The following is a 19,439-nucleotide window of genomic DNA, read 5'->3' on the forward strand; positions in this document are numbered from 1 at the left end:
CCACGGTCAACCCGCGGCCCCCTGCCCTCCTCAGAACCCTACGCTGATCGTCCCGAACACCTGGCGAGGTGCAAGCGGGAACTGGTTGAAGGTGCCGCTCGCCGCGCCGATGCTGAGCGTCGAGGCGGCCCGCTTGTTGGTGATGTTGGTGACGTTCAGGCTGACCGTGGCGGTACGGACGATCTGCCCTTCGGACAACGGTATCCGCGCAGCGATGCGGCCCGAGAGCGTGAAGTAGGACGGCACCGACAAGTCGTTGGTGTAGGTCGCGTACCGCTTGCCGATGTAATCGCCCACGAGCTGCGCGTCGAAGATCCCGTAATTGGCCGAGGCGGTGAACTTGTTGAGCCAGTCGGGGCTGCCCGGCACCTTCTTGCCGGCAGTGCCGACCGTCGTCGTGCCGCTGACATAGTCCTGTTCGTAGCGCGAGTTGTTGTACGACAGCGCGTCGTAGAACGAGAAGTGCGAGCCGAACCGGACCGTGCCGGCGACGTCGAACCCGTCGGTCTTCACCGCGCCGACATTCTGGAGGATCGCCGCGCCGCTGACGACCGCGGTGACCACCGGCGTCGGGCTGATGCCGAGCAGGCGGTTGCTGAAATCGACATGATAGACGCTGATCTGTCCCTCGAACCCGGTGATCGGGCCGAGGTTCACCACGTGGTGAGAGCGCAGCCCGGCTTCGTAAGTCCAGCTCGTCTCGGGCTCGACGTCCTGCTTGAACAGGTCGAACGCCGCCTGGCTGCCGAGGGCGAACGGCGAGAGGCCGGCAGCGGCACTGGTCTGGAACTGGCGGATGTTCTTCTGGACGTTGACGAACAGCTGCTCGGTGTCGGTGGCATCCCACAGCGCACCGAGCTGGGGCAGGAAGTATTTGTGCGTGTCGATCTTGCCGACCGGCAGCGCGACCGAGCCGGTGAACGAGCCCGGGATCGGCTGCACGGGCACGCGCTGCGACGCGTTCTGGAACGTGCTCTTGACGCCGCCCTGGATCGTCAGCGTCGGCAGCAGCTTCCAGCTGTCCTGGATATGCGCCTGATATTCGTCGACGCGCACTTCGCTGTGATACTGTGTGATCAGCGGCGTCAGCTCGTCGCGCGGGCGCTGGTACGGCGTGCTCGGATCGTTGACCGGGAACGGATACCAGCGGCGATAGGCGGACGAGCTCTGATGCTCGTACCAGGCTCCGAATTCGATGTGATGCGCGCCGAGATCGATGCCGACGCTCGAGACCAAGCCGCCGCGATCGATCCGGTATTCGGTGGTGCGCGTGGCGAGGCCTGAGCCGCCGAACACCTGCGTCAGGTTCTGACCGGGATAATAGAACGAGAACAGCTTGGGCAGGCCGGCGACGTCGATCGGGCCGCCGATGACGCCGACGCCGTCGTTATGGTGGTAATAGGCCTGGTTCGAGAAGGTGACCGTGTCGCTGACGTTCCAGTCGTATTTGACGTAGCCGAGATAATCGGTGCGCGCCGCGACGCCGTAGTAGTTGCGGTAGTTCGACCCGTCCGCCTTGTACGCGCCGGAGTTCAGATAGGTCAGCATTTCGTTGAAATTGGGGTAGACGAACGGGCGGACGTACGGCGCGGTCGCTTGCGTCGCGGTGGTGATGACGGTCGAATCCTCGTTCGGCTCGGTCTTGTCCGAATAGGCCGCGTAGAGCGTCAGCTTGCCGTTCGAGTCATCGTGGACGAACTTGGCATTGGCCTGATAGCCGCCCTGGATGCCGTTGAAATCCCACGCCTTCGCCTTCTGCCGCGAGCCCGAGATGTAGAAGCTGTTGCCGTTGCCGAATGTGCCGCTGTCGATCCGCGCGAACAGGCGCGAGGTCGAGTTGCTGCCGAGCGTCTGGTCGACCTGGACGCCGAGATCCTTGCGCGGGTCACTCGAGAAGGTGTCGATCGTGCCACCGAGGTTGCTGGTCGACGCGGTGCCTAAATCGCCGGCGCCGCTGGCCAGCGTGACCCGCGAGACGTTTTCCGAGATGATCGCCCGTTGCGGCGACAGGCCGTTGTAGTTGCCGTAATTCTGGTCGCCGAGCGGCAGACCGTCGAGCGTGTAGCCGAGCTGTTGCGCGTTGAAGCCATGGACGAACAGCGAGATGTTCTGTTCGTTATTGCCCCAGGGATCGGCGGTCAGGAAGGTAACGCCCGGCAGCGTCTGGAGCGCCTTCAGCGGACTGACGCCGGGCAGGATTTTCTGCATGTCGACGCCGCTGATCTGCGCGACCGAGCGCGTGGCGGTGCCTGTAACGACGATCGCATCGTCCTGACCGGCGGGTGCCGGTGCCGGATCGGGTTCGGATACCGGCGCAGACGAGCCCGGCTCGGCATCCTTAGCTAGCAGCGACTGCGCCGTCGCAGCGACAGGTGCGCCGACCGCGACCAGACCGACCGCGCCGCACAACAGCCGTGCGGCGGTACGAGAAAACATCGTCATTCTTGAAAACCCCTAGCGAGATCGTTCGATCGTCACTCCCGGGGCTGCGCCTATTGCGCCTGCGAGACAGTCGGATGACCGTTGCGCTACAGAATTAATATGGTGCGGTGCAGCGACCGAAAGGGCCGCCGCACCGCCGCCAGCGCTACTTCGCGGTCGCCGTCAGGCCGCGATCTTCGAGCATCGGACCGATGTCGGGGTCCTTGCCGTAGAACGCCTTGAACATCGGCGCATAGTCTTCGGTATGGCCCTTCGACAGGATCATGTCGCGGAAGCGCTGGCCGTTCGCGCGCGTCAGGCCGCCATGCGCCATAAACCACGCATAGGCATCGTTATCGAGCATCTGCGTCCACAAATACGCGTAATACCCCGCCGCATAGCCACCCGCCCAGATGTGCGCGAAATAGCTGGTGCGATAGCGTGGCGGCACGTCCTTCGTGTCGAGCCCCATCGAGTTGAGCGCCTTGGTCTCGAACGCGTCGACGTCCTGCGGCCCCGCCGAGGCCGGCAGCGAATGCCAGTCCTGATCGAGCGTCGCCGCCGCGACCAGTTCGCCCAGTTCATAGCCCTGGTTGAACTTCGCCGCGTTCTTGATCTTGGTGACGAGCGCCTGCGGCATCACCGCACCGGTGCGGTAATCCTTGACATAGTTCGCGAAAACCTTCGGATCGAGCGCCCAATGCTCGTTAAACTGCGACGGGAATTCGACCCAGTCGCGCGCGGTGTTGGTGCCCGAGACCAAAGGATAGGTCTGGTTCGCGAACAGCCCATGCAGCGCATGGCCGAATTCGTGGAACATCGTCGTCACGTCGTCGAACGTGATCAGCGCGGGCTGGCCGGGCGCAGGCTTGGTGAAGTTGGCGACGTTATAGACGACCGGCTTGGTCTTCAGCATCTTCGACTGGCCGACGAAGTTCGACATCCATGCGCCACCCGCCTTGTTGTCGCGCTTCCAGTAATCGAAATACATCAGGCCTAGTTCGGAGCCGTCCTTGTCGAACACCGTGAAAACGCGGATGTCCGGCTGGTAGGTCGGGATGTCGCGGCGTTCCTTGAAGGTGACGCCGTAGAGCTGGTTGGCGGCGAAGAACACGCCGTCGGTCAGCACGCGGGAAATCTCGAAATACGGCTTCAGCTCGTTCTGGTCGAGGTCGTACTTGGCTTTCCGCACCTTGTCCGAATAGAAATCCCAGTCGGACGGGGCGAGCGGGAAGGATGTGCCGGTCGCGTTTATCGTCTTCTGCAGCTCGGCGGCCTCGCGGCGCTGTTCGGCCGCCGTCGCGGGAACGAGCTGCGTCATGAAGCCCTTTGCCGCTGCCGGGGTCTTCGCCATCTGATCGTACAGCGAATAGGCCGCGTAGTTCGGATAGCCCAGCAACTGCGCCTTCTGCGCGCGCAACTGCGCGATCTTCTGGATCAGGGCGCGCGTATCGTTGGCGTCGCCGCGCTGCGACCGGTTCCAGCTCTTCTCGAACAGCGCCGCGCGGGTTGCGCGATCGGTCAGCGACGCCAGCGCCGGCTGCTGCGTCGTGTTCTGGAGCGACAGGACGTATTTGCCGGGCAGCCCCCGCTCCTTCGCACCTTGCGCCGCCGCGGCGATCTCGGCGTCGCTGAGGCCGGCGAGCTTGGCCTTGTCGTCGACCACCAGCGCGCCGGCCTTGGTCCCGGCGAGCAGCTTCTGCTGGAAGTCGGTGGTCGCGGTCGAGATCTGCGTGTTGAGCAGCCGCAGCTTGGCCTTGTCTGCGTCGTTCAATTGCGCGCCGGCGTGGAGGAAGTCGCTGTGGTAAATCTCGAGGACCTGCTTCTGCTCGGCATCGAGACCGAGCGAGTCCTTCTTCGCGTACAGCGCCTGGACGCGCGCGAAGAGCTTCGGGTCGAGATAGATCGCGTCGCTGTGCTGCGCGAGCTTGGGCGCCTCGGCGGACCGTACCGCGTCGAGCGCGTCGTTGGTGTTCGCCTGCGACACGCCGAAGAACGCCTGGCTCGCGCGGTCGAGCGTCCGGCCTGAGCGCTCCATCGCCTCGATCGTGTTGGCGAAGGTAGGCGCCGCGGGATTGTTCGCGATCGCCTTCATCTCGGCGATCTGTTCCGCCATCCCCTGCTCGAGCGCGGGCTGGTAATCGGTATCCTTGATCTGGTCGAAGCGCGGCGCCTGGAACGGCAGCGTACTGGGGACGGTCAGCGGGTTGACGCGGGCGGCATTCGGCGCCGCCTGCGCGGTATTGGAGGTTGCAAGGACGAAGAGCAACGCGGCGGAACGAAGCAGGCTGGAACGCGGCATGGGAGACTCACAATGACAGGAGTAATGTCCCTATAAATGCCCTCACCGGTCGCTCGTTACAATCCATGTGCAAACCGCCGGGTTGAGCGCTTGCGCTGCCGCGCGTGCGCAGGCAGTAGGCGGTCAAACCCCAGGAGTTCGAACATGGCAAATACCCTTGAAATCGATCAGGCGAGCGTCGTCGACAACGACATCCAGAAGCAGATCGAATTTTCCGGCGAGTTCGACGGCGACGAGTATGAGTTCGCAGTCAAGTACGCGGTTCTGAAGGAACTCAGCGGCGACGAGCCCGAGGACGACGGCATCGAGCTGTTCAATCGCTTCAACGACGATATCGTCGACGCCTGCCTCGCGGCGATCGAGCGCAAGCCGAACGCGACGACGATCGTCGTCGACGAAGACGACCTGGAATAGTCTGAATACGCAGGGCCGGGAGAGCGACGGAAGGGCCTTTGCCATCCGTCGCTCCCCCTGCGCACTGGTCGTTGGAACGGCAGGTGGACCGACCTGCAGAGTTCAGTCGCCGGTCACGAACCGTCTGATACGGGTCGAGTAGCGGCTACCTACGAGTAAGGTCATGCCGAACAGCATTGACGCCCCCCATATCGCCACGATGGCGATAATGACGAATTTCACCATGGTCGGACTCCGACGTTGTTTCGTTATCTGGGTTTCGATAACTGGGTTTCGATGGCTGGGCGCTTACGCCCGCCAAGGCGGATATCGGCTGAACGGGATAGCAATCCAAGGTTCAGGTTGACCTGAGTTTCCGTGTTGCCCCCGCGTGGTTGCGTCGCGCTCAGGTCTCTCTTGTCGCCGGGCTTCGGCGCAGGACGTAGATGTCCATGATCCAGCCATGCCGCTCGCGCAGCGCAGCGCGTGTCCGTATGATCTGCGGCCCGAGGCGGTCGAGCGGACCGGCCAGCAGCGCTTGATGCGGCATGCCGAGATAGGCGCCCCACCAGATGTCGATCCCTTGCGGAACCAGGGCTTCGAACGCGCCGCCGCCATCCAGCATCACTGCGACGGTATCGGTGCCGGCTGGCCACCCCCCTTCCCTCAGGCGGCGCCCGGTGGTGATCAGGACCGGCGCGCCCAGCGTATTCAGGGGTATCGCATGCGCGGCGGTCAGCACTTGCAGGCTGGTGATGCCGGGCTCGACATGAACCCGCAGCGCGATCCCGTCGGCGCGCAGCCGGTCCGCGATCCGCAGCGTGCTGTCGTACAGCGACGGATCGCCCCAGACGAGTAGCGCCAGGCGCCCGCCGTCGGGCAGATGCGTGGCGATCTGGGTGGCCCAGGCTGTAGCGATCGCGTCGTGCCAATCCTCGACGGCTTCGAGATACGGTGCGCGGGCGTCGCGTATGGGGAGATCGAACTCGACCAGGCGGGTCGAGCAGGTCAGGACGTCGGCGCAAATCGTGCGGCGCAGGTCGATCAGGTCGGACTTGGCGTCGCCCTTGCGGGGGAGGAGGATCAGGTCCGCGGCGTTCATCGCCTTGATCGTGGCGCGGGTGAGGTGATCGGGGTTGCCGGTGCCGATGCCGATCAGATGGAGGTCGATCATTCGGCGTCCATGAGCGGTCCGTAGAGGATCAGCGCGGGCTTGCTGGAAAAGCCTGCCTGCAACTGCTCGGCCAGCGTCGCGATCGTCGAGCGGGTCAGGGACTGGTCGGGATGGCCGATATTCTCGGCGATCAGCGCGGACGTGTCCGGGGACAGGCCGTGCTCGATCAGCGAGGCGGCCAGCGCCGGGAAGGTGCGCTTGGGCATGAAGACCACCGTCGTCGCCTCGGCATCGGCCAGTGCGGCCATGTTGCGCTGTTCGGGGAGGTCGCCGGTGACGTCGTGGCCGGTGACGAACTGGACGCGGCGGGCGCTGAGCCGGCGGGTGAGCGGGATCTGCGCGGCGGCGGCGGCGGCGCTGGCGGCGCTGATGCCGGGGATGATCTCGAACGGGATACCGGCGGTCCTCAGCGCAACGATCTCTTCCTCGAGGCGGCCGAACATGCCTGCGTCGCCGGACTTGAGGCGGACCACGCGGATACCGGTCCGGGCGTACTCGACCAGCAGTTGCGAGACGTGTGCCTGGGTCGGCGACGGGCGACCGGCGCGCTTGCCGACCGCGACGAGGTCGGCGCCCGGGCGGGCGTGACCGAGGACTGCCGAGGACAGGTCGTCGAACAGCACGGCATCTGCGGATTGCAACCGCGCGACGGCTTTCAGCGTCAGCAGTTCGGGATCGCCGGGGCCCGAGCCGACGAACGAGACAAAACCGGTCATGATGGGCGCGCGATCATGTGGAAGAAGCTACCGGTGACGTGCCCGCGATGCGAGCCGGTTTCGGGAACCGGATTGCCCTCGGCATCGGTGACGTGCGCAAGCGGCGCATCCGGCTGGTCGATGATCGTCGAGTAATGGAACTCGTGGCCGGTGAGCGCGGCGCCCGCCGCGAAGCCGCCCATCGGCGCATGGAGCGTCGCATTGCGGTAGCCGAGGTGCATTTTCCGCTGGGCATAGCTGGTGACGAGGCCGAGCAGTCCCGCCATCCGGTGACGCGTGCCGTCGGCGTCGATCAGCCCTTCGCCGAGTGCCATGTAGCCGCCGCACTCGCCGTGGACGGGGCGCGTGCGTGCGTGTTCGCCGAGGGCTGCGTGGAAGTTGCGCGCTTCCGCAAGCTTGCCCGCGTGGAGTTCGGGATAACCGCCGGGTAGCCAGACCAGATCGGCGTGCGCGGCCGGGGCTTCGTCGGCGAGGGGCGAGAACGGCATGATTTCGGCGCCAGCCCGCCGCCAGCCTTCGAGCACGTGCGCGTAAGTGAACGAGAAGGCCGCGTCCTGGGCGAGCGCGATGCGCTGGGCGGGTGGTCGGATCCAGCTTTGCGCGCCTGCCGCCCGGGCGCCGGCTGAAGCCGCGTCGCGGAGTGCGGGAATGTCGACATGCGCGCGGAGGAACGTCGCATAGTCGTCGATGCGCGCGTCGAGGTCGGAGTGCTCGGCGGCCTGTACCAACCCGAGGTGGCGCTCCGGCAGCTTCAGGTCGCCGCGCCTTGGCAGCGATCCGAACACGCGGATTCCGACCGCGTCCATGCCGCTGCGCGCCAGACGTTCGTGGCGGGGGCTGGCGACGCGGTTGAGAATGACGCCAGCGATCGGCACGCTGGGATCGTAGCGGCTGAAGCCCAGCGCGGTGGCGGCGGCGGACTGTGCCTGGCCCGAGACGTCGATCACGAGCACGACCGGCCAGCCCATCCTGCGGGCGATGTCGGCACTGGCGCCGTTGCCGGTTGCGCCCGGCTTCGCGACCCCGTCGAAGAGCCCCATCGAACCTTCCGCAAGCGCGAAGTCCGCGTCGTCGGCATTGGCGGCGAGCGTGTCGAGCATCGTGGCGGGCATCGACCAGCTGTCGAGATTGAACGACGCGCGGCCGCTGGCGGCGCGGTGGAAGGCGGGGTCGATATAGTCGGGGCCGCTCTTGAACGGCTGGACCGCGAGGCCGTCGTCGCGGAGCGCGCGAAGGAGGCCGAGCATGACGGTGGTCTTGCCCGTGCCCGAGGCGGGCGCGGCGATGAGCAGGCCGGGGGTCATGCGAGGTCTCCGGCGAACTTCGAGTCTGCGGACTGGGGACGGAAGCGGCGGTCATAGCCCGTTGCGTATAGGCTGCTTTCGACGAAATTCTCCGCGGCGAGGGCTTTGCCGACCAGGATCAGCGCGGTGCGATCGGGTTTGCCTTCGATAGCCTGCGCGATCGTCGCGAGCGTGGCGCGCTCGATCTGCTGGTCGGGCCAGCTTGCGCGCCAGACGATCGCCACCGGGCATTCCGGGCCGTAGGACGGCGTAAGGTCAGCGACGACCTGCGCCAGGTTGTGGACCGAGAGATGGATCGCGAGCGTCGCGCCGGTTGCCGCGAACGCGGTCAGGGTCTCGGCGGCGGGCATCGTGCTGGCACGACCGGGCGTGCGGGTCAGCACCACCGACTGCACGAGTTCGGGGAGCGTCAGTTCGACCTCCAGCGCGGCGGCGGCGGCGGCGAAGGCGGGGACGCCGGGGGTGATCGTGAACGGGATATCGAGGTCGCGGAGGCGGCGCAGTTGCTCGCCCATCGCCGACCAGATCGACAGGTCGCCGGAATGGAGCCGCGCGACGTCCTGCCCGGCGTCGTGTGCGGTCTGGATCTCCCCGATGATCTGATCGAGCGACAGCGGCGCGGTGTTGACGATGCGCGCGCCGGGGGGACAGTGATCGAGCATCGCCGTCGGGATCAGCGAGCCGGCGTAAAGACAGACGGGCGATCCGGCGATCCGATCGCGACCGCGCAAGGTCAGCAGGTCCGGCGCGCCGGGGCCTGCGCCGATGAAGTGGACGGTCATGCAGCGGGTCCTTCGACACCCGATCGAGCGATGGCGCAGGTGGCCATCCGGTCGGGCGAGATGTGGCGGGTGGCGAGAAGTTGCGCGCCGGGCCCGGCCGCCGCGAGGGCCGAGGCTTCGGCGACGCTGCCGGTCTGGCGGGCTTCGAGGCTGGCGATCGACTGCGTTTGCGTTTTCGGGAGGTGCAACGCCTCGGGCGGTACGGCGATCACGGGTAGACCCAGCGCTGCCGCCAGTTCCGATACGAGCGCCAGCTTGTCGTGGGGTGCCGCCAGAGCCCTCACAGGCGCGCACCCGTGCTGCGCCGCGGCGAGCGCGGTACACAGCGAAGCGACGTTCGCGCCGGTGCGAAATCCGAAGCCGGCGACGATCACGACACGACACTCCACTGGACGACGGGATAGCTTGCTCGCCAGCCGCGGCGTGTGCCGAGCGGAGCGGCGTCGGACAGTTCTATCCGCATGAGCGTGCCGCCCTTCGCTGCGTGCCAGCCGGCCAGGAGCGCTTCGGATTCCAGCGTTACGGCGTTGGCGACGAGGCGGGTGCCGGCTGGAAGTGCTTTCCAGAGTGCGTCCAGCATCGCGTCCGAAAGCCCCCCGCCGATGAAGACGGCGTCGGGTATGGCCTGGTCTGCGAGGGCACCGGGTGCGCGGCCTTCGACGACTTGCAGCCGGTCGATGCCGAGGGCCGCAGCGTTGTTGCGGATGCGGTCGGCGCGGACGGGGTCGGCTTCGAATGCGATGGCGTTGGTGGAGGGATGGGAAAGCAGCCATTCGATCCCGATCGAGCCCGAGCCTGCACCGATATCCCACAGTGTCTCACCGGGTTTCGGCGCGAGCGCGGACAGCGTCAGTGCGCGGACCGGGCGCTTGGTGATCTGGCCATCATGCTCAAACCAGGCGTCGGGCAGGCCGGCGGTGCGCGGTAGCACCGTGCCGTCGCCGGCAAACGCGATGCCGATCGCGACGGGATGCGCGATGTCGTCAAACGCCAGCGTGGCGGCGGTCGCTTCGCGGATGCGGTCGCGGGGGCCGCCAAGGGCCTCAAGGATGTGAAGATGCGATGCGCCGAAGCCGAGATCGTCCAGATAGCAAGCGAGTTTCGCCACGGCCTCGCCGTCGCGGAGCAGGACGAGAGCGCGGCGGTCTGGTGCAAGGTGCCTGCGAAGGCGTGACAGGGGCGCGGCGTGGAGACCGAGGCAGGCGGTATCCTCGAGCGGCCAGCCGAGACGCGCGGCGGCAAGGCTGAACGTGGAGGGCGCGGGGTAAGCGACCCACTCGGTCGGTGCCAAGTGGCGCGTGACGGACGTGCCTGCGCCGAACCAGAACGGATCGCCGGACACGAGCATCGCCACTTGCCGGCCGCGGTGTTCCAGCAGGCGGGGAATGCCCGCGTCGAACGGGACTGGCCAGGGCATGACCTCGCTCTTAAGGTCCGGAAGGAGGGCGAGGTGACGGGCTGCGCCGGTCACCAGGTCGGCCTCGGCGAGTGCTGCCTTTGCCGCCACGGACAGGCCGGCCGCGCCGTCTTCGCCCAACCCGATGATCGTCAGCCAGGGAGTGTCAGCCATGTCGAACATCCTGGTGCTGGGCGGCACGACCGAGGCCAGCGCGCTGGCTGCGATGCTGGCCGAGCGAGGCGATGCGGCCGTGTTGAGCTACGCCGGGCGCGTGGCAAACCCCAAGGTGCAGCCGATCCCGGTGCGGGTGGGCGGCTTTGGCGGTGTCGAGGGGCTGGTCGCGTATCTGCGAGCGCACGGCGTGACGCATCTGGTCGATGCGACCCATCCGTTCGCGGCGCGAATGAGCGCGAATGCCGTTATGGCTGCCGAGTGTGCGGAGGTGGCGCACATCGCCTTGACGCGCCCCGCCTGGGTGCCCGGTCCGGGTGATCGCTGGACCCGCGTGAGCGATATCGAGGGTGCGGTCGCGGCGTTGGCTGGCCCCGCGCGACGCGTGATGCTCGCGCTGGGGCGGATGCATGTCGATGCGTTCGCGGTGCAGCCTCAGCACGATTATCTGTTGCGGTTCGTCGACGCGCCAGAGCAGACGCCCGGGTTGCCGCGGCATCATCTGGTGGTCGATCGCGGGCCGTTCGATGTCGACGGCGACCGGCGGGTGATGGCGGCGCACGGAATCGAGCTGGTGGTCTGCAAGAACGCCGGCGGCATGGGCGCGCAGGCGAAGCTGGGCGCGGCGCGTGCGCTCGGACTCCGCGTGATCATTATCGATCGGCCGGCCCTGCCCGCTCGGTTGGAGGTGCATGCGGCGGAGGACGTGCTGCACTGGATCGATCATGGTGCCGACCGGGGCGTGTAGAGGATCGGGCCGGCCGGGCGGTCGATGATCCGGGTCAGGCTGGAGCCGATGATGATCATCGTCCGCATGTCGGCCATCTCGGCTCGGGCTTCGGTGAGGGGCAAGATGCGGAGGGTTTCCTCGGGCGTGGAGACGGCGCGGGCGAACAGGACGGGGCGGTCGTCGCGGCAGGTTTCGCGGAGGATCTCGAAGACGCGGATCAGAGCGTCGGGGCGCGCCTTCGATCGGGGGTTGTAGAAGGCGATCGCGAAGTCGGCTTCGGCGGCGAGACGCACGCGACGTTCGATCAGCGGCCATGGCTTGAGATTGTCGGACAGGTTGATCGCGCAGAAATCATGGCCGAGCGGCGCGCCGGCGCGGGCGCTTGCGGCGAGCATCGCCGTGATGCCGGGGAGTACGCGGATGTCGAGATCGCGCCATGCCTGCGGGCCGGCTTCGAGCGCTTCGAATACCGCGGCGGCCATGGCGAACACGCCGGGGTCGCCCGAGGACACGACGACCACCCGCTGGCCTTGGGCCGCGAGCTTGAGAGCGTGCGTGGCGCGGTCGAGTTCGACGCGGTTGTCGGTCGGGTGGAGCGTGAGGCCGTCGCGGGGGGCGACGCGTGCGACATAGGGGATGTAGCCGATGACGTCGGTCGCTTCGGCGAGCGCGGCGGTGACTTCGGGGGTAACGAGGTTTGGATCGCCCGGGCCGAGCCCTGCGATCGCGAGCCAGCCGGTCATGGCCGCCGCCCCTGCCCGTGGATCAGCAGGATCGAGAAATAGGGCGTGATGGCGTCCGCGTCGCAGAGCCGCGTGACACGCTGATCGGCCATCGCGGCGTATTCGACCAGCCATGCCTCGCTCTCGCGTCCGGCGGCCGCGACGGCGCGGCGGAGCTTGGCGAGGTGACGGCCGATCTTCATCACCACCAGCGCATCGGTGTCGCGGATGCGGCGGACCAGATCCTCCTCGGGGAGCGTGCCCATCAGCACCGTCAGCACGTCATCACCCCAGGTGATCGGCGCGCCGCTGGCGGTCCAGGCGCCGGACATGCCGGTGATGCCGGGGACGACCCGGACCGGTGCGATCGTCTGGAGGCGGGTGTAGAGGTGCATGAACGAGCCGTAGAAGAACGGGTCGCCCTCGCAGAGCACGACGACGTCTTCGCCGGCGCTGGCTAGCGCCGCGAGGTGATCGATGCAGGTTTCGTAGAACGCCGACAGGCAGTCGTTGTAGCGCGGGTCCGAGACGGGGATTTCGGTGGTGACGGGGTATTCCATCGGAAATTCGATCACGTCGGCGCGGAGCATGCCGTCGACGATCTTCCGTGCCTGACCGGCGCGTCCGGCCTTGCGGAAATAGGCGACGTGGCGCGCGCCGCGGACGAGGCGATCCGAGCGTACGCTCATGAGGTCCTGCGCGCCTGGGCCCAAGCCTACGCCGTGGATCGTGCCGCCGGTTCGCAAGGGTGTCATTCGGTGCCGCTCGCCAGCGCGTTGATCGCGGCGACGGTGATCGCGCTGCCGCCCATCCGGCCTTCGACGACGACGCAGGGAACGGGCTGGTCGGTCCAGAGCGCCGCCTTCGATTCGACCGCGCCGACGAAGCCTACGGGGCAGCCGATGATCGCCGCCGGGCGCGGACAAGCGGGGTCTTCGAGCATGTTGAGCAGGTGGAACAGCGCGGTTGGCGCATTGCCGATCGCGACGACGGCGCCGGCGAGATGCGGGCGCCAGAGTTCGAGTGCGGCGGCGGATCGGGTGTTGCCCATCGTCCGGGCGAGCTCTGGCGTTTCGGGCGCGTGGAGCGTGCAGACGATGCGGTTTTCGGCGGGCAGTCGGGCGCGCGTGATGCCTTCGGTGACCATGCGGGCGTCGCAGAGGATCGGCGCGCCGGCTTGCAGCGCGCGGCGGGCTTCGACGGCGAAGTTGGGCGAGAAGCGGAGGTGCTGGGCGAGGCCTACCAGCCCGGCCGCGTGGATCATGCGGACGGCGACCGGCTCTTCGTCGGGCGAGAACCGGGCGAGGTCGGCTTCGGCGCGGATCATCGCGAAGGACTGGCGGTAGATCGCCGCGCCGTCGTTTTCATAGGCGTACGGCATTCAGGCGGCTCCGAACTGGGCGAGGATCTGCGCGGCGTCGAGGCCTGCGCGGGAAGGTGGCGCGCCGACACGCGCGTCGAAGGCGAGGTCGTAGCGACCGTCGCGCCCCGTCAGCGTGACGTCGGCGGGGGCGGCGCGCGCGCATCCCTTGGCGCATCCGGAGACGTGGAGCCGGCCGGTGACTTGGGGGGCTAGGCGGTGTGCGAGGCTGCGAGTTTCGACGGTAGCTTGCGGACAGGCCGGTGCGCCGACGCAGGCATCCGTGCGGAGAAGCGGCGAGGATGGATCGGTGATGAAGTCCGCTGGGTCCGGCTGCACCCGGAGCTTGGCAGCCGTTTCGCAGATCGCGATGTGCCAGGGTGTCAGGCGGACCGCCTCGACGGCGGTTTCTGTTTCGAGGAAGCGGCTCAGTGCCGTCGCCGAGACCCGACCGAATGGCAGACCGAGCGCGACGCCGAGAGGGTGCAGGCCAGGTTGGAGCCTGTACACCGATGGTGCCGGGGACGTGATGCCGGCAGCCCAGTCCGGAAGGGGCGCGTCGTGTCGTGCCATGCGACCGCTCGCGGCGCCGCCGCTGCCCACGAACCAGCGGGCTAGCGCGATCAGGTGGTCGATTTCGGTGCCAGGCGACAGCGGCGTGCCGCGCTCGCGACCGTCTGGGCGCAGGATCAATTGACCGGATGCGGCGCGTTCGATGCGGAAGTCGGCGGGAGCGTCCTGCAGCGTCGGCGTGACGCCAGCGTCGATCGCGAAACCGACCTTGCCGGGAAGATCCGGCAGCTCCGACAGGCGGGCGCGCAGCTCTTCGGCGATGCGGTGGGTGTCGTCGCCGGCGCGCCAGTCAGGTGCGACGAGGATGTTGGCGCGCGCCTCTCGGGTCTGGTCCCGGTCGATCAGGCCGAGATCGAGAAGCGCGTCGATCAGCGCGCGCCAGCTATCCTCGCGGACGCCGCGAATCTGCAGGTTGGCGCGGGTGGTGGCGTCGATCTGGCCGTTGCCGTGCCGCGTCGTGGCTTCGGCAAGGCCCAGAAGTTGCGCGCGGGTCAGGCGACCGAGCGGGGGGCGGACGCGAACGAGCAGGCCGTCGCCGGCCATCATCGGGCGCCATGCGTCGGGGCACCAGCCCTTGACGACGAACGCGGTCATGCCGGCAGGTCCAGCGCTGCGAGGATCGAGTTGCGGCGGGTCGGCCACAGGTCCGCGGCGTGGAGCGCGGCGAAGCGCGCCTGCATCGCCGCGAGCGCGCCGGGATTCGCCTCGGCGAGGAAGGCTTGGACGTCGTCGCGGCCTAGCGTGGCGTCGTAATAGAGGTCGATCAGTTCGGGGCGGACCGCGCTGGCGAGATGGGCAAAGGCGCCGAGATGATCGAGCGTGGCGGCGATCTCCGCACCGCCGCGGAAGCCGTGGCGCATCATGCCGTCGACCCAGTGTGGGTTTGCGGCGCGGGCGTGAATCACGCGGGCGATTTCCTCCTTGAGCGGGCGGGCCTTGGCCTGGGTCGGGTCTCTCGCGTCGAGATGGTAGATGGTGGCGTTACCCCCGGCGACCGATTGCGCGGCGGCGAACCCTGCCTCGTGCGCGGCATAGTCTGCGGCGAAAAGGAGGTCGGTTTCGGGCAAATCCTGGACGTGGACGAAGGCGTCGGCGGCGGCGACACGGTCGCGGATGCCGATGGGGTCGAAGTTGCCTTGGCGCCCTCCCCCATCTGTGTCGAGCGCGTGGCTCGACGCCGACAGCCACGCCTGGCCCGCGGCGAGGCGCGCTTCCGGCGTGTAGGTTTCGGCGGCGTCGCCCATGCTCAGGCCGTAGCGGCCGGGTTCGGGACCGTAGACACGGGCGGTGGAGGGTTTCCCGACGAACGGGTTCCAGTCCTGCGGTTCGTCGCGTGCGGCGAGCGCGCGGACGGTCTGGCCAAACATTGTGCAGAGCGTCGGGAAGGCGTCGCGGAACAGGCCCGACACGCGCAGGGTCACGTCGATCCGCGGACGGTCGAACTTGGCAAGTGGAAGGATTTCGACGCCTGTCACGCGGTCGGACTGCATATCCCACACCGGTTCGGCACCAAGCAGGTGGAGTGCCATAGCGAACTCCTCGCCGGCGGTTCGCATCGTCGCAGACGCCCAGAGGTCGACGATGATATTGCAGGGGTAGTCGCCGTGGTCCTGGAGGTGACGGCGGACGAGTTCGTCAGCGAGTTTGATGCCTTGGGTGTGGGCGGCGCGCGACGGGACTGCGCGCGGATCGGTCGTATAGAGGTTGCGGCCGGTCGGGAGGACGTCGGCGCGGCCTCGCCACGGGGAGCCTGACGGGCCGGGTGCGATGCGTTTGCCCTGGAGTGCGGACAGGAGCCCGGCGCGTTCGGCGGCGCCGTGCTCGCCGCGGCCGTAGATGTGGAGGCCGTCGCCATACTGGCTTTCCTTCACATCGCAGACGAACGTGTCGATGCGGGTGATGGCGTCCGCCTGTGACAGCGCATCGTCGAGGCCGAGTGTGGCGGCGAGGCCGGTGGCGGTGGCTTCGTCGCGGATGTCGCGTTGCAGTCGGTCGCGGCGCGCCGGATCGAGGCCGTCCGCGTTGGAAAATTCGTCGAGCAGCGCTTCGAGGCGGCCGAGGCCGGCGCCGGTGCGCGTGCGCTCCAGCGGCGGCGGGACGTGGCCGAGCGTGACCGCGCCGATGCGGCGTTTGGCCTGGGCTGCTTCGCCGGGGTCGTTGACGATGAACGGGTAGATGACGGGCATCGCGCCGGTGAGCGCTTCGGGCCAGCAGGCGTCGGACAGCGCGACCGACTTGCCGGGGAGCCATTCGAGCGTGCCGTGCGCGCCGACATGGATCAGCGCGTCGGTGCCGCGCGTGCGGAGCCAGAGGTAGAACGCGACATAGGCGTGGCAAGGGCAGCGCGAGAGGTCGTGATACTCTTCCGCGCGGTGCTCGGTTCGACCGCGTTCGGGCTGGAGGGCGACGAGCGCCCCGCCCCGGTCGATCGCGGTGAAAGCGAAGTCTTCAGTTGGATCGCCCCAGGTTTCCTGAAGGTCCTTGCGGAGGACTTCAGGGAGGTGCGCGAGGGCTTTGCGGTACTCGGCGAGCGGCCAGTGAATGCGCGAGGTAGCCAGATCGGTTGCGTCGGGCGTGATCGCGTAGCCGGCTTCGGTGAGGTCGGCGAGGATCGCCTGCGTGGAGGCGAGTGCGTCGAGACCGACGGCGTGCGCCATCTGGTACGTCTTGCCGGGGTAGGTCGAGAGGACGATCGCGATGCGGTGGTCGGCGACGGGTTTGCTGGCAAGGTTCGTCCAGGCTTCGATCCGCGCAGCGATCGCGGTGATGCGCGCGGGGTCGGCGCGGTGTTCGCGGCGGGTGTATTCGAGGTCGCCGTCCCTCGCGGCGGCTTCCTTGAAGCTGGCGACGCCGGCGAAGAGGCGGCCGTCCACTTCGGGGAGGACCACGTGCATGGCGAGGTCGGCGGGCGACAGGCCGCGTGTGGCGCCGGCCCAGGCGGCGCGGTCGGAGGTGGCCAGCGCGATCTGGAAGACGGGGACATCGGCGACGTCGAGTGGGGTCGTGTCACTCGCGCCGCGTGCGGAGAAGGCGGTGGCGTTGACGATCGCGGCGGGCTTCAAAGCTCGGACCCAGTGGCCCATCCAGCCGGCCGCATCCGGTGCCTTGAGCGAGGGCGCGAAGAGGCCGATGACGTCGAAGCCTCGCGCCGTCAGTTCAGCGTGGAGCGCTTCGATCGGGTGAAGATCTGCGGCGGTCAGGTAAGAGCGGTAGAATACGAGCAGCACGCGAGGGCAGTGCGCGTTGATTGCGAACGCGGCCGGGCACGTCACGCCGTCGTGCGGTTGCCAGCCGCCTACATCGGCGATCGCCCGGACTCCGGTGACCGGGCCGGCATAGCAACCGGCGGCCAGCGCGAACTGCGCGAGTGCCGCCTGCGCCGCAACCGCGCCGCCGGTGTCGCAGAGATGCGCCAGGCGGCGCAGCGTCGACAGCGGGATCGTCGAAGCGGCGTCGAGGCGCGTGTCGATCCGGCCGTCTGCGGCAAGGACGGCGAGCGCTATGCCCTTCTCGCGTGCGAGGTTTTCGACCTGTTGCAGGCCGTAGCTCCAATAGGAGCGGCCCCCGATCAGCCGAATCAGGATGCCCTTCGCGCCGGCCAACGTTTGCTCGACATAGGTGTCTACCGAGAGCGGGTGCTGGAGCGCGGTCAGGTTCGCGAGGCGTAGCGACGGCAATCGGCTTCCGGCGGCGTCCGCACGTCTCCAGCCTGCGGCGAATGCGCCGAGGTCACCGTCGGAGAAGGAGAGGACGACGAGATCCGCGGGGGATTGGGCGAGATCCTGTGGGACCGCGCTTTCTTCCAGCCCGTGGGTCTCGCGGAAGACGACGTGCATTGTGGGTCAGGCGTCCAGCGCGGCCTTGATGCGGGCCTCGTCGATGCGGTCGTGCTCGGCGATGACCACGAGTTGCGTGCGGCGCGGTTCGCCTGCGCGCCATGGACGGTCGTACTGCGTGCGGACGCGGGCGCCGACGGCCTGGACGAGCAGGCGCATCGGCTTGCCGGCGACCGCCGCGTAACCCTTCACGCGAAGGATGTCGGCGCTGCGGGCGAGTGCCTCGATCTTCGCGGTGAGGTCGGCGGGGTCGGCGATCTCGCCCAGCTCGATGACGACGCTGTCGAAATCGTCATGCTCGTGATCGTCCTCGCCATCGTGGTGCGAGGGGCGGCTGGCGATGTCGTCCTCGGCAGCGGCGTTGAGGCCGAGGATCACGCGGGGATCGATGATGCCATCGGTCAGGTCGATGACCGGGAGCGGCCGTGCGGACTCGGCGGCGATCACCGCGCGCGCCTTGGCGACGCCTTCGGGCCCGGCGAGGTCGACCTTGGTCAGGAGCACGAGATCGGCGCAGGCGAGCTGGTCCTCGAACACTTCGGACAAGGGCGTTTCGTGATCGACGCTCGGGTCGGCGGCGCGCTGGGCGTCAAGCGCGGCGACGTCTGGGGCGAAGCGACCGGCGGCGACCGCCTCTGCATCGGCCAGTGCGATGACGCCGTCGACGGTGATGCGCGAGCGGATCGCGGGCCAGTCGAACGCCTTGAGCAATGGCTTGGGCAGCGCGAGGCCGGACGTCTCGATCAGGATGTGGTCGGGCCGTGGGTCGAGCGCGAGCAGCGTCTCGACGGTGGGGATGAAGTCGTCCGCCACCGTGCAGCAGATGCAGCCATTGGCCAGCTCGACGACGTTTTCGGCCGGGCAATCGGGGATGGCGCAGCCCTTGAGGATATCGCCGTCGATGCCGAGCGTGCCGAATTCGTTGACGACGACCGCGAGGCGGCGGCCGTTCGCGTTGCGGATCAGGTGGCTGATGAGCGTCGTCTTGCCGGCACCCAGGAAGCCGGTGACGATGGTGACGGGAACCTTTGAAAGATCGGACATGATTATTTCCTCGACGTCTGAAGCATACGCACGCACGACCGGACGGCCGCACGCGTTCGTCGCTCAGACGGAGTACCGTGCCGCGATCATCCCCTGGATCGTAGCAAGAGCGACCATTGCGCTGGCAGGTCTCCTGGCTCGCGGGTCGAGGCTCGACGTACGCCTTCCCAGGTTTCCCCAGTGGCTGCCCTCCGAAACGAAGGGCGTGTGCGTCTCGCTCACCGCTTACAGTTGCAGGGACAGCCGCGGCATTGGGAGGACATCCTCCCGCACCGCATTCCCATTCAAGCCCTTCCGGGCACCGGCGCGATCTGTGAGGTTCGGTGAAACCGAGCCTCGGGGGTTGGGTTAGAGGAATTCCGGGGGCGTGCCAATTCGCATATCGCTAGTTTTCGATCCTCCCCCGCCAGGGGGAGGTGGCACCGAAGGTGACGGAGGGGGCGGACACGCAACACAGGTGATCGCCGCGGGGAGCGCGCACGGCAAGCGGGGCCGACCCCCCCGACCCGCGG

At 67.9% G+C, this 19,439-nt stretch carries 17 protein-coding genes and 1 riboswitch; of the genes, 2 read left to right on the top strand and 15 right to left on the bottom strand.

Annotated features, from left to right (window positions below; translation table 11 throughout):
* Positions 1–30 precede the first annotated feature (30 nt).
* Both H8S47_RS10255 and H8S47_RS10260 read right to left on the bottom strand, forming a co-directional pair.
* The gene (locus tag H8S47_RS10255) at positions 31–2,436 is read right to left on the bottom strand and encodes a TonB-dependent receptor (RefSeq protein WP_187503792.1); all 2,406 of its coding nucleotides are present in this window, start codon (positions 2,434–2,436) and stop codon (positions 31–33) included.
* A gap of 151 nt (positions 2,437–2,587) precedes the next feature.
* Positions 2,588–4,723 carry a M3 family metallopeptidase gene (locus tag H8S47_RS10260; RefSeq protein ID WP_187503771.1) on the bottom strand — a complete coding sequence of 712 codons (2,136 nt, stop codon included), beginning with the start codon at positions 4,721–4,723 and terminating at the stop codon, positions 2,588–2,590.
* 144 nt (positions 4,724–4,867) lie between these two features.
* Between H8S47_RS10260 and H8S47_RS10265 the strand changes: the two genes are divergently transcribed.
* Positions 4,868–5,137 carry a DUF1488 family protein gene (locus H8S47_RS10265; protein WP_128452689.1) on the top strand — a complete coding sequence of 90 codons (270 nt, stop codon included), beginning with the start codon at positions 4,868–4,870 and terminating at the stop codon, positions 5,135–5,137.
* A gap of 102 nt (positions 5,138–5,239) precedes the next feature.
* Here the strand turns inward: H8S47_RS10265 and H8S47_RS19040 are convergent, their stop codons facing one another.
* The 7 genes from H8S47_RS19040 to cbiE form a co-directional block, all read right to left on the bottom strand.
* Positions 5,240–5,362 (bottom strand): hypothetical protein, encoded by a 123-nt coding sequence (locus H8S47_RS19040; protein WP_268933050.1) that lies wholly within the window; start codon positions 5,360–5,362, stop codon positions 5,240–5,242.
* A gap of 160 nt (positions 5,363–5,522) precedes the next feature.
* Positions 5,523–6,290 (bottom strand): precorrin-6A synthase (deacetylating), encoded by a 768-nt coding sequence (cobF, locus tag H8S47_RS10270; protein ID WP_187503772.1) that lies wholly within the window; start codon positions 6,288–6,290, stop codon positions 5,523–5,525.
* The gene (gene cobA / locus H8S47_RS10275; RefSeq protein WP_187503773.1) at positions 6,287–7,006 is read right to left on the bottom strand and encodes a uroporphyrinogen-III C-methyltransferase; all 720 of its coding nucleotides are present in this window, start codon (positions 7,004–7,006) and stop codon (positions 6,287–6,289) included. The genes cobF and cobA overlap by 4 nt, the downstream gene beginning before the upstream one ends.
* Positions 7,003–8,310, bottom strand: coding sequence for a cobyrinate a,c-diamide synthase (locus tag H8S47_RS10280; protein ID WP_187503774.1), 1,308 nt, complete (start codon positions 8,308–8,310; stop codon positions 7,003–7,005). The genes cobA and H8S47_RS10280 overlap by 4 nt, the downstream gene beginning before the upstream one ends.
* Positions 8,307–9,092, bottom strand: a complete 786-nt coding sequence (gene cobM / locus H8S47_RS10285; protein WP_187503775.1) for a precorrin-4 C(11)-methyltransferase — start codon at positions 9,090–9,092, stop codon at positions 8,307–8,309. Before cobM ends, H8S47_RS10280 begins: the two co-directional genes overlap by 4 nt.
* Positions 9,089–9,466 (bottom strand): cobalamin biosynthesis protein, encoded by a 378-nt coding sequence (locus tag H8S47_RS10290; protein ID WP_187503776.1) that lies wholly within the window; start codon positions 9,464–9,466, stop codon positions 9,089–9,091. Before H8S47_RS10290 ends, cobM begins: the two co-directional genes overlap by 4 nt.
* Positions 9,463–10,662: a precorrin-6y C5,15-methyltransferase (decarboxylating) subunit CbiE gene (gene cbiE / locus H8S47_RS10295; RefSeq protein WP_398456871.1), complete on the bottom strand. Its 1,200-nt coding sequence runs from the start codon at positions 10,660–10,662 to the stop codon at positions 9,463–9,465. Before cbiE ends, H8S47_RS10290 begins: the two co-directional genes overlap by 4 nt.
* On the opposite strand from cbiE, the gene H8S47_RS10300 reads away from it, so the two are divergent.
* Entirely contained in the window at positions 10,661–11,410 is a 750-nt protein-coding gene (locus tag H8S47_RS10300) for a cobalt-precorrin-6A reductase (protein WP_187503778.1), read from the top strand. The genes cbiE and H8S47_RS10300 overlap by 2 nt on opposite strands.
* On the opposite strand, the gene cobJ is transcribed toward H8S47_RS10300, so the two are convergent.
* The 6 genes from cobJ to cobW are packed head-to-tail and all read right to left on the bottom strand — an operon-like array spanning position 11,386 to position 18,927.
* Positions 11,386–12,135 carry a precorrin-3B C(17)-methyltransferase gene (cobJ, locus tag H8S47_RS10305; RefSeq protein WP_187503779.1) on the bottom strand — a complete coding sequence of 250 codons (750 nt, stop codon included), beginning with the start codon at positions 12,133–12,135 and terminating at the stop codon, positions 11,386–11,388. The genes H8S47_RS10300 and cobJ overlap by 25 nt on opposite strands.
* The gene (gene cobI / locus H8S47_RS10310) at positions 12,132–12,869 is read right to left on the bottom strand and encodes a precorrin-2 C(20)-methyltransferase (RefSeq protein WP_187503780.1); all 738 of its coding nucleotides are present in this window, start codon (positions 12,867–12,869) and stop codon (positions 12,132–12,134) included. Before cobI ends, cobJ begins: the two co-directional genes overlap by 4 nt.
* Positions 12,866–13,495 (bottom strand): precorrin-8X methylmutase, encoded by a 630-nt coding sequence (locus tag H8S47_RS10315; RefSeq protein ID WP_187503781.1) that lies wholly within the window; start codon positions 13,493–13,495, stop codon positions 12,866–12,868. Before H8S47_RS10315 ends, cobI begins: the two co-directional genes overlap by 4 nt.
* Positions 13,496–14,641, bottom strand: coding sequence for a precorrin-3B synthase (gene cobG / locus H8S47_RS10320; RefSeq protein ID WP_187503782.1), 1,146 nt, complete (start codon positions 14,639–14,641; stop codon positions 13,496–13,498).
* Complete coding sequence (cobN, locus tag H8S47_RS10325; RefSeq protein WP_187503783.1) at positions 14,638–17,883, bottom strand: cobaltochelatase subunit CobN; 3,246 nt, start codon at positions 17,881–17,883, stop codon at positions 14,638–14,640. The genes cobG and cobN overlap by 4 nt, the downstream gene beginning before the upstream one ends.
* Positions 17,884–17,889: 6 nt before the next feature.
* Positions 17,890–18,927, bottom strand: coding sequence for a cobalamin biosynthesis protein CobW (gene cobW, locus H8S47_RS10330; protein WP_187503784.1), 1,038 nt, complete (start codon positions 18,925–18,927; stop codon positions 17,890–17,892).
* A gap of 106 nt (positions 18,928–19,033) precedes the next feature.
* Positions 19,034–19,248, bottom strand: a riboswitch (cobalamin riboswitch).
* Positions 19,249–19,439 lie beyond the last annotated feature (191 nt).

Source organism: Sphingomonas albertensis (assembly GCF_014358075.1).
GTDB classification, from domain to species: domain Bacteria; phylum Pseudomonadota; class Alphaproteobacteria; order Sphingomonadales; family Sphingomonadaceae; genus Sphingomonas; species Sphingomonas albertensis.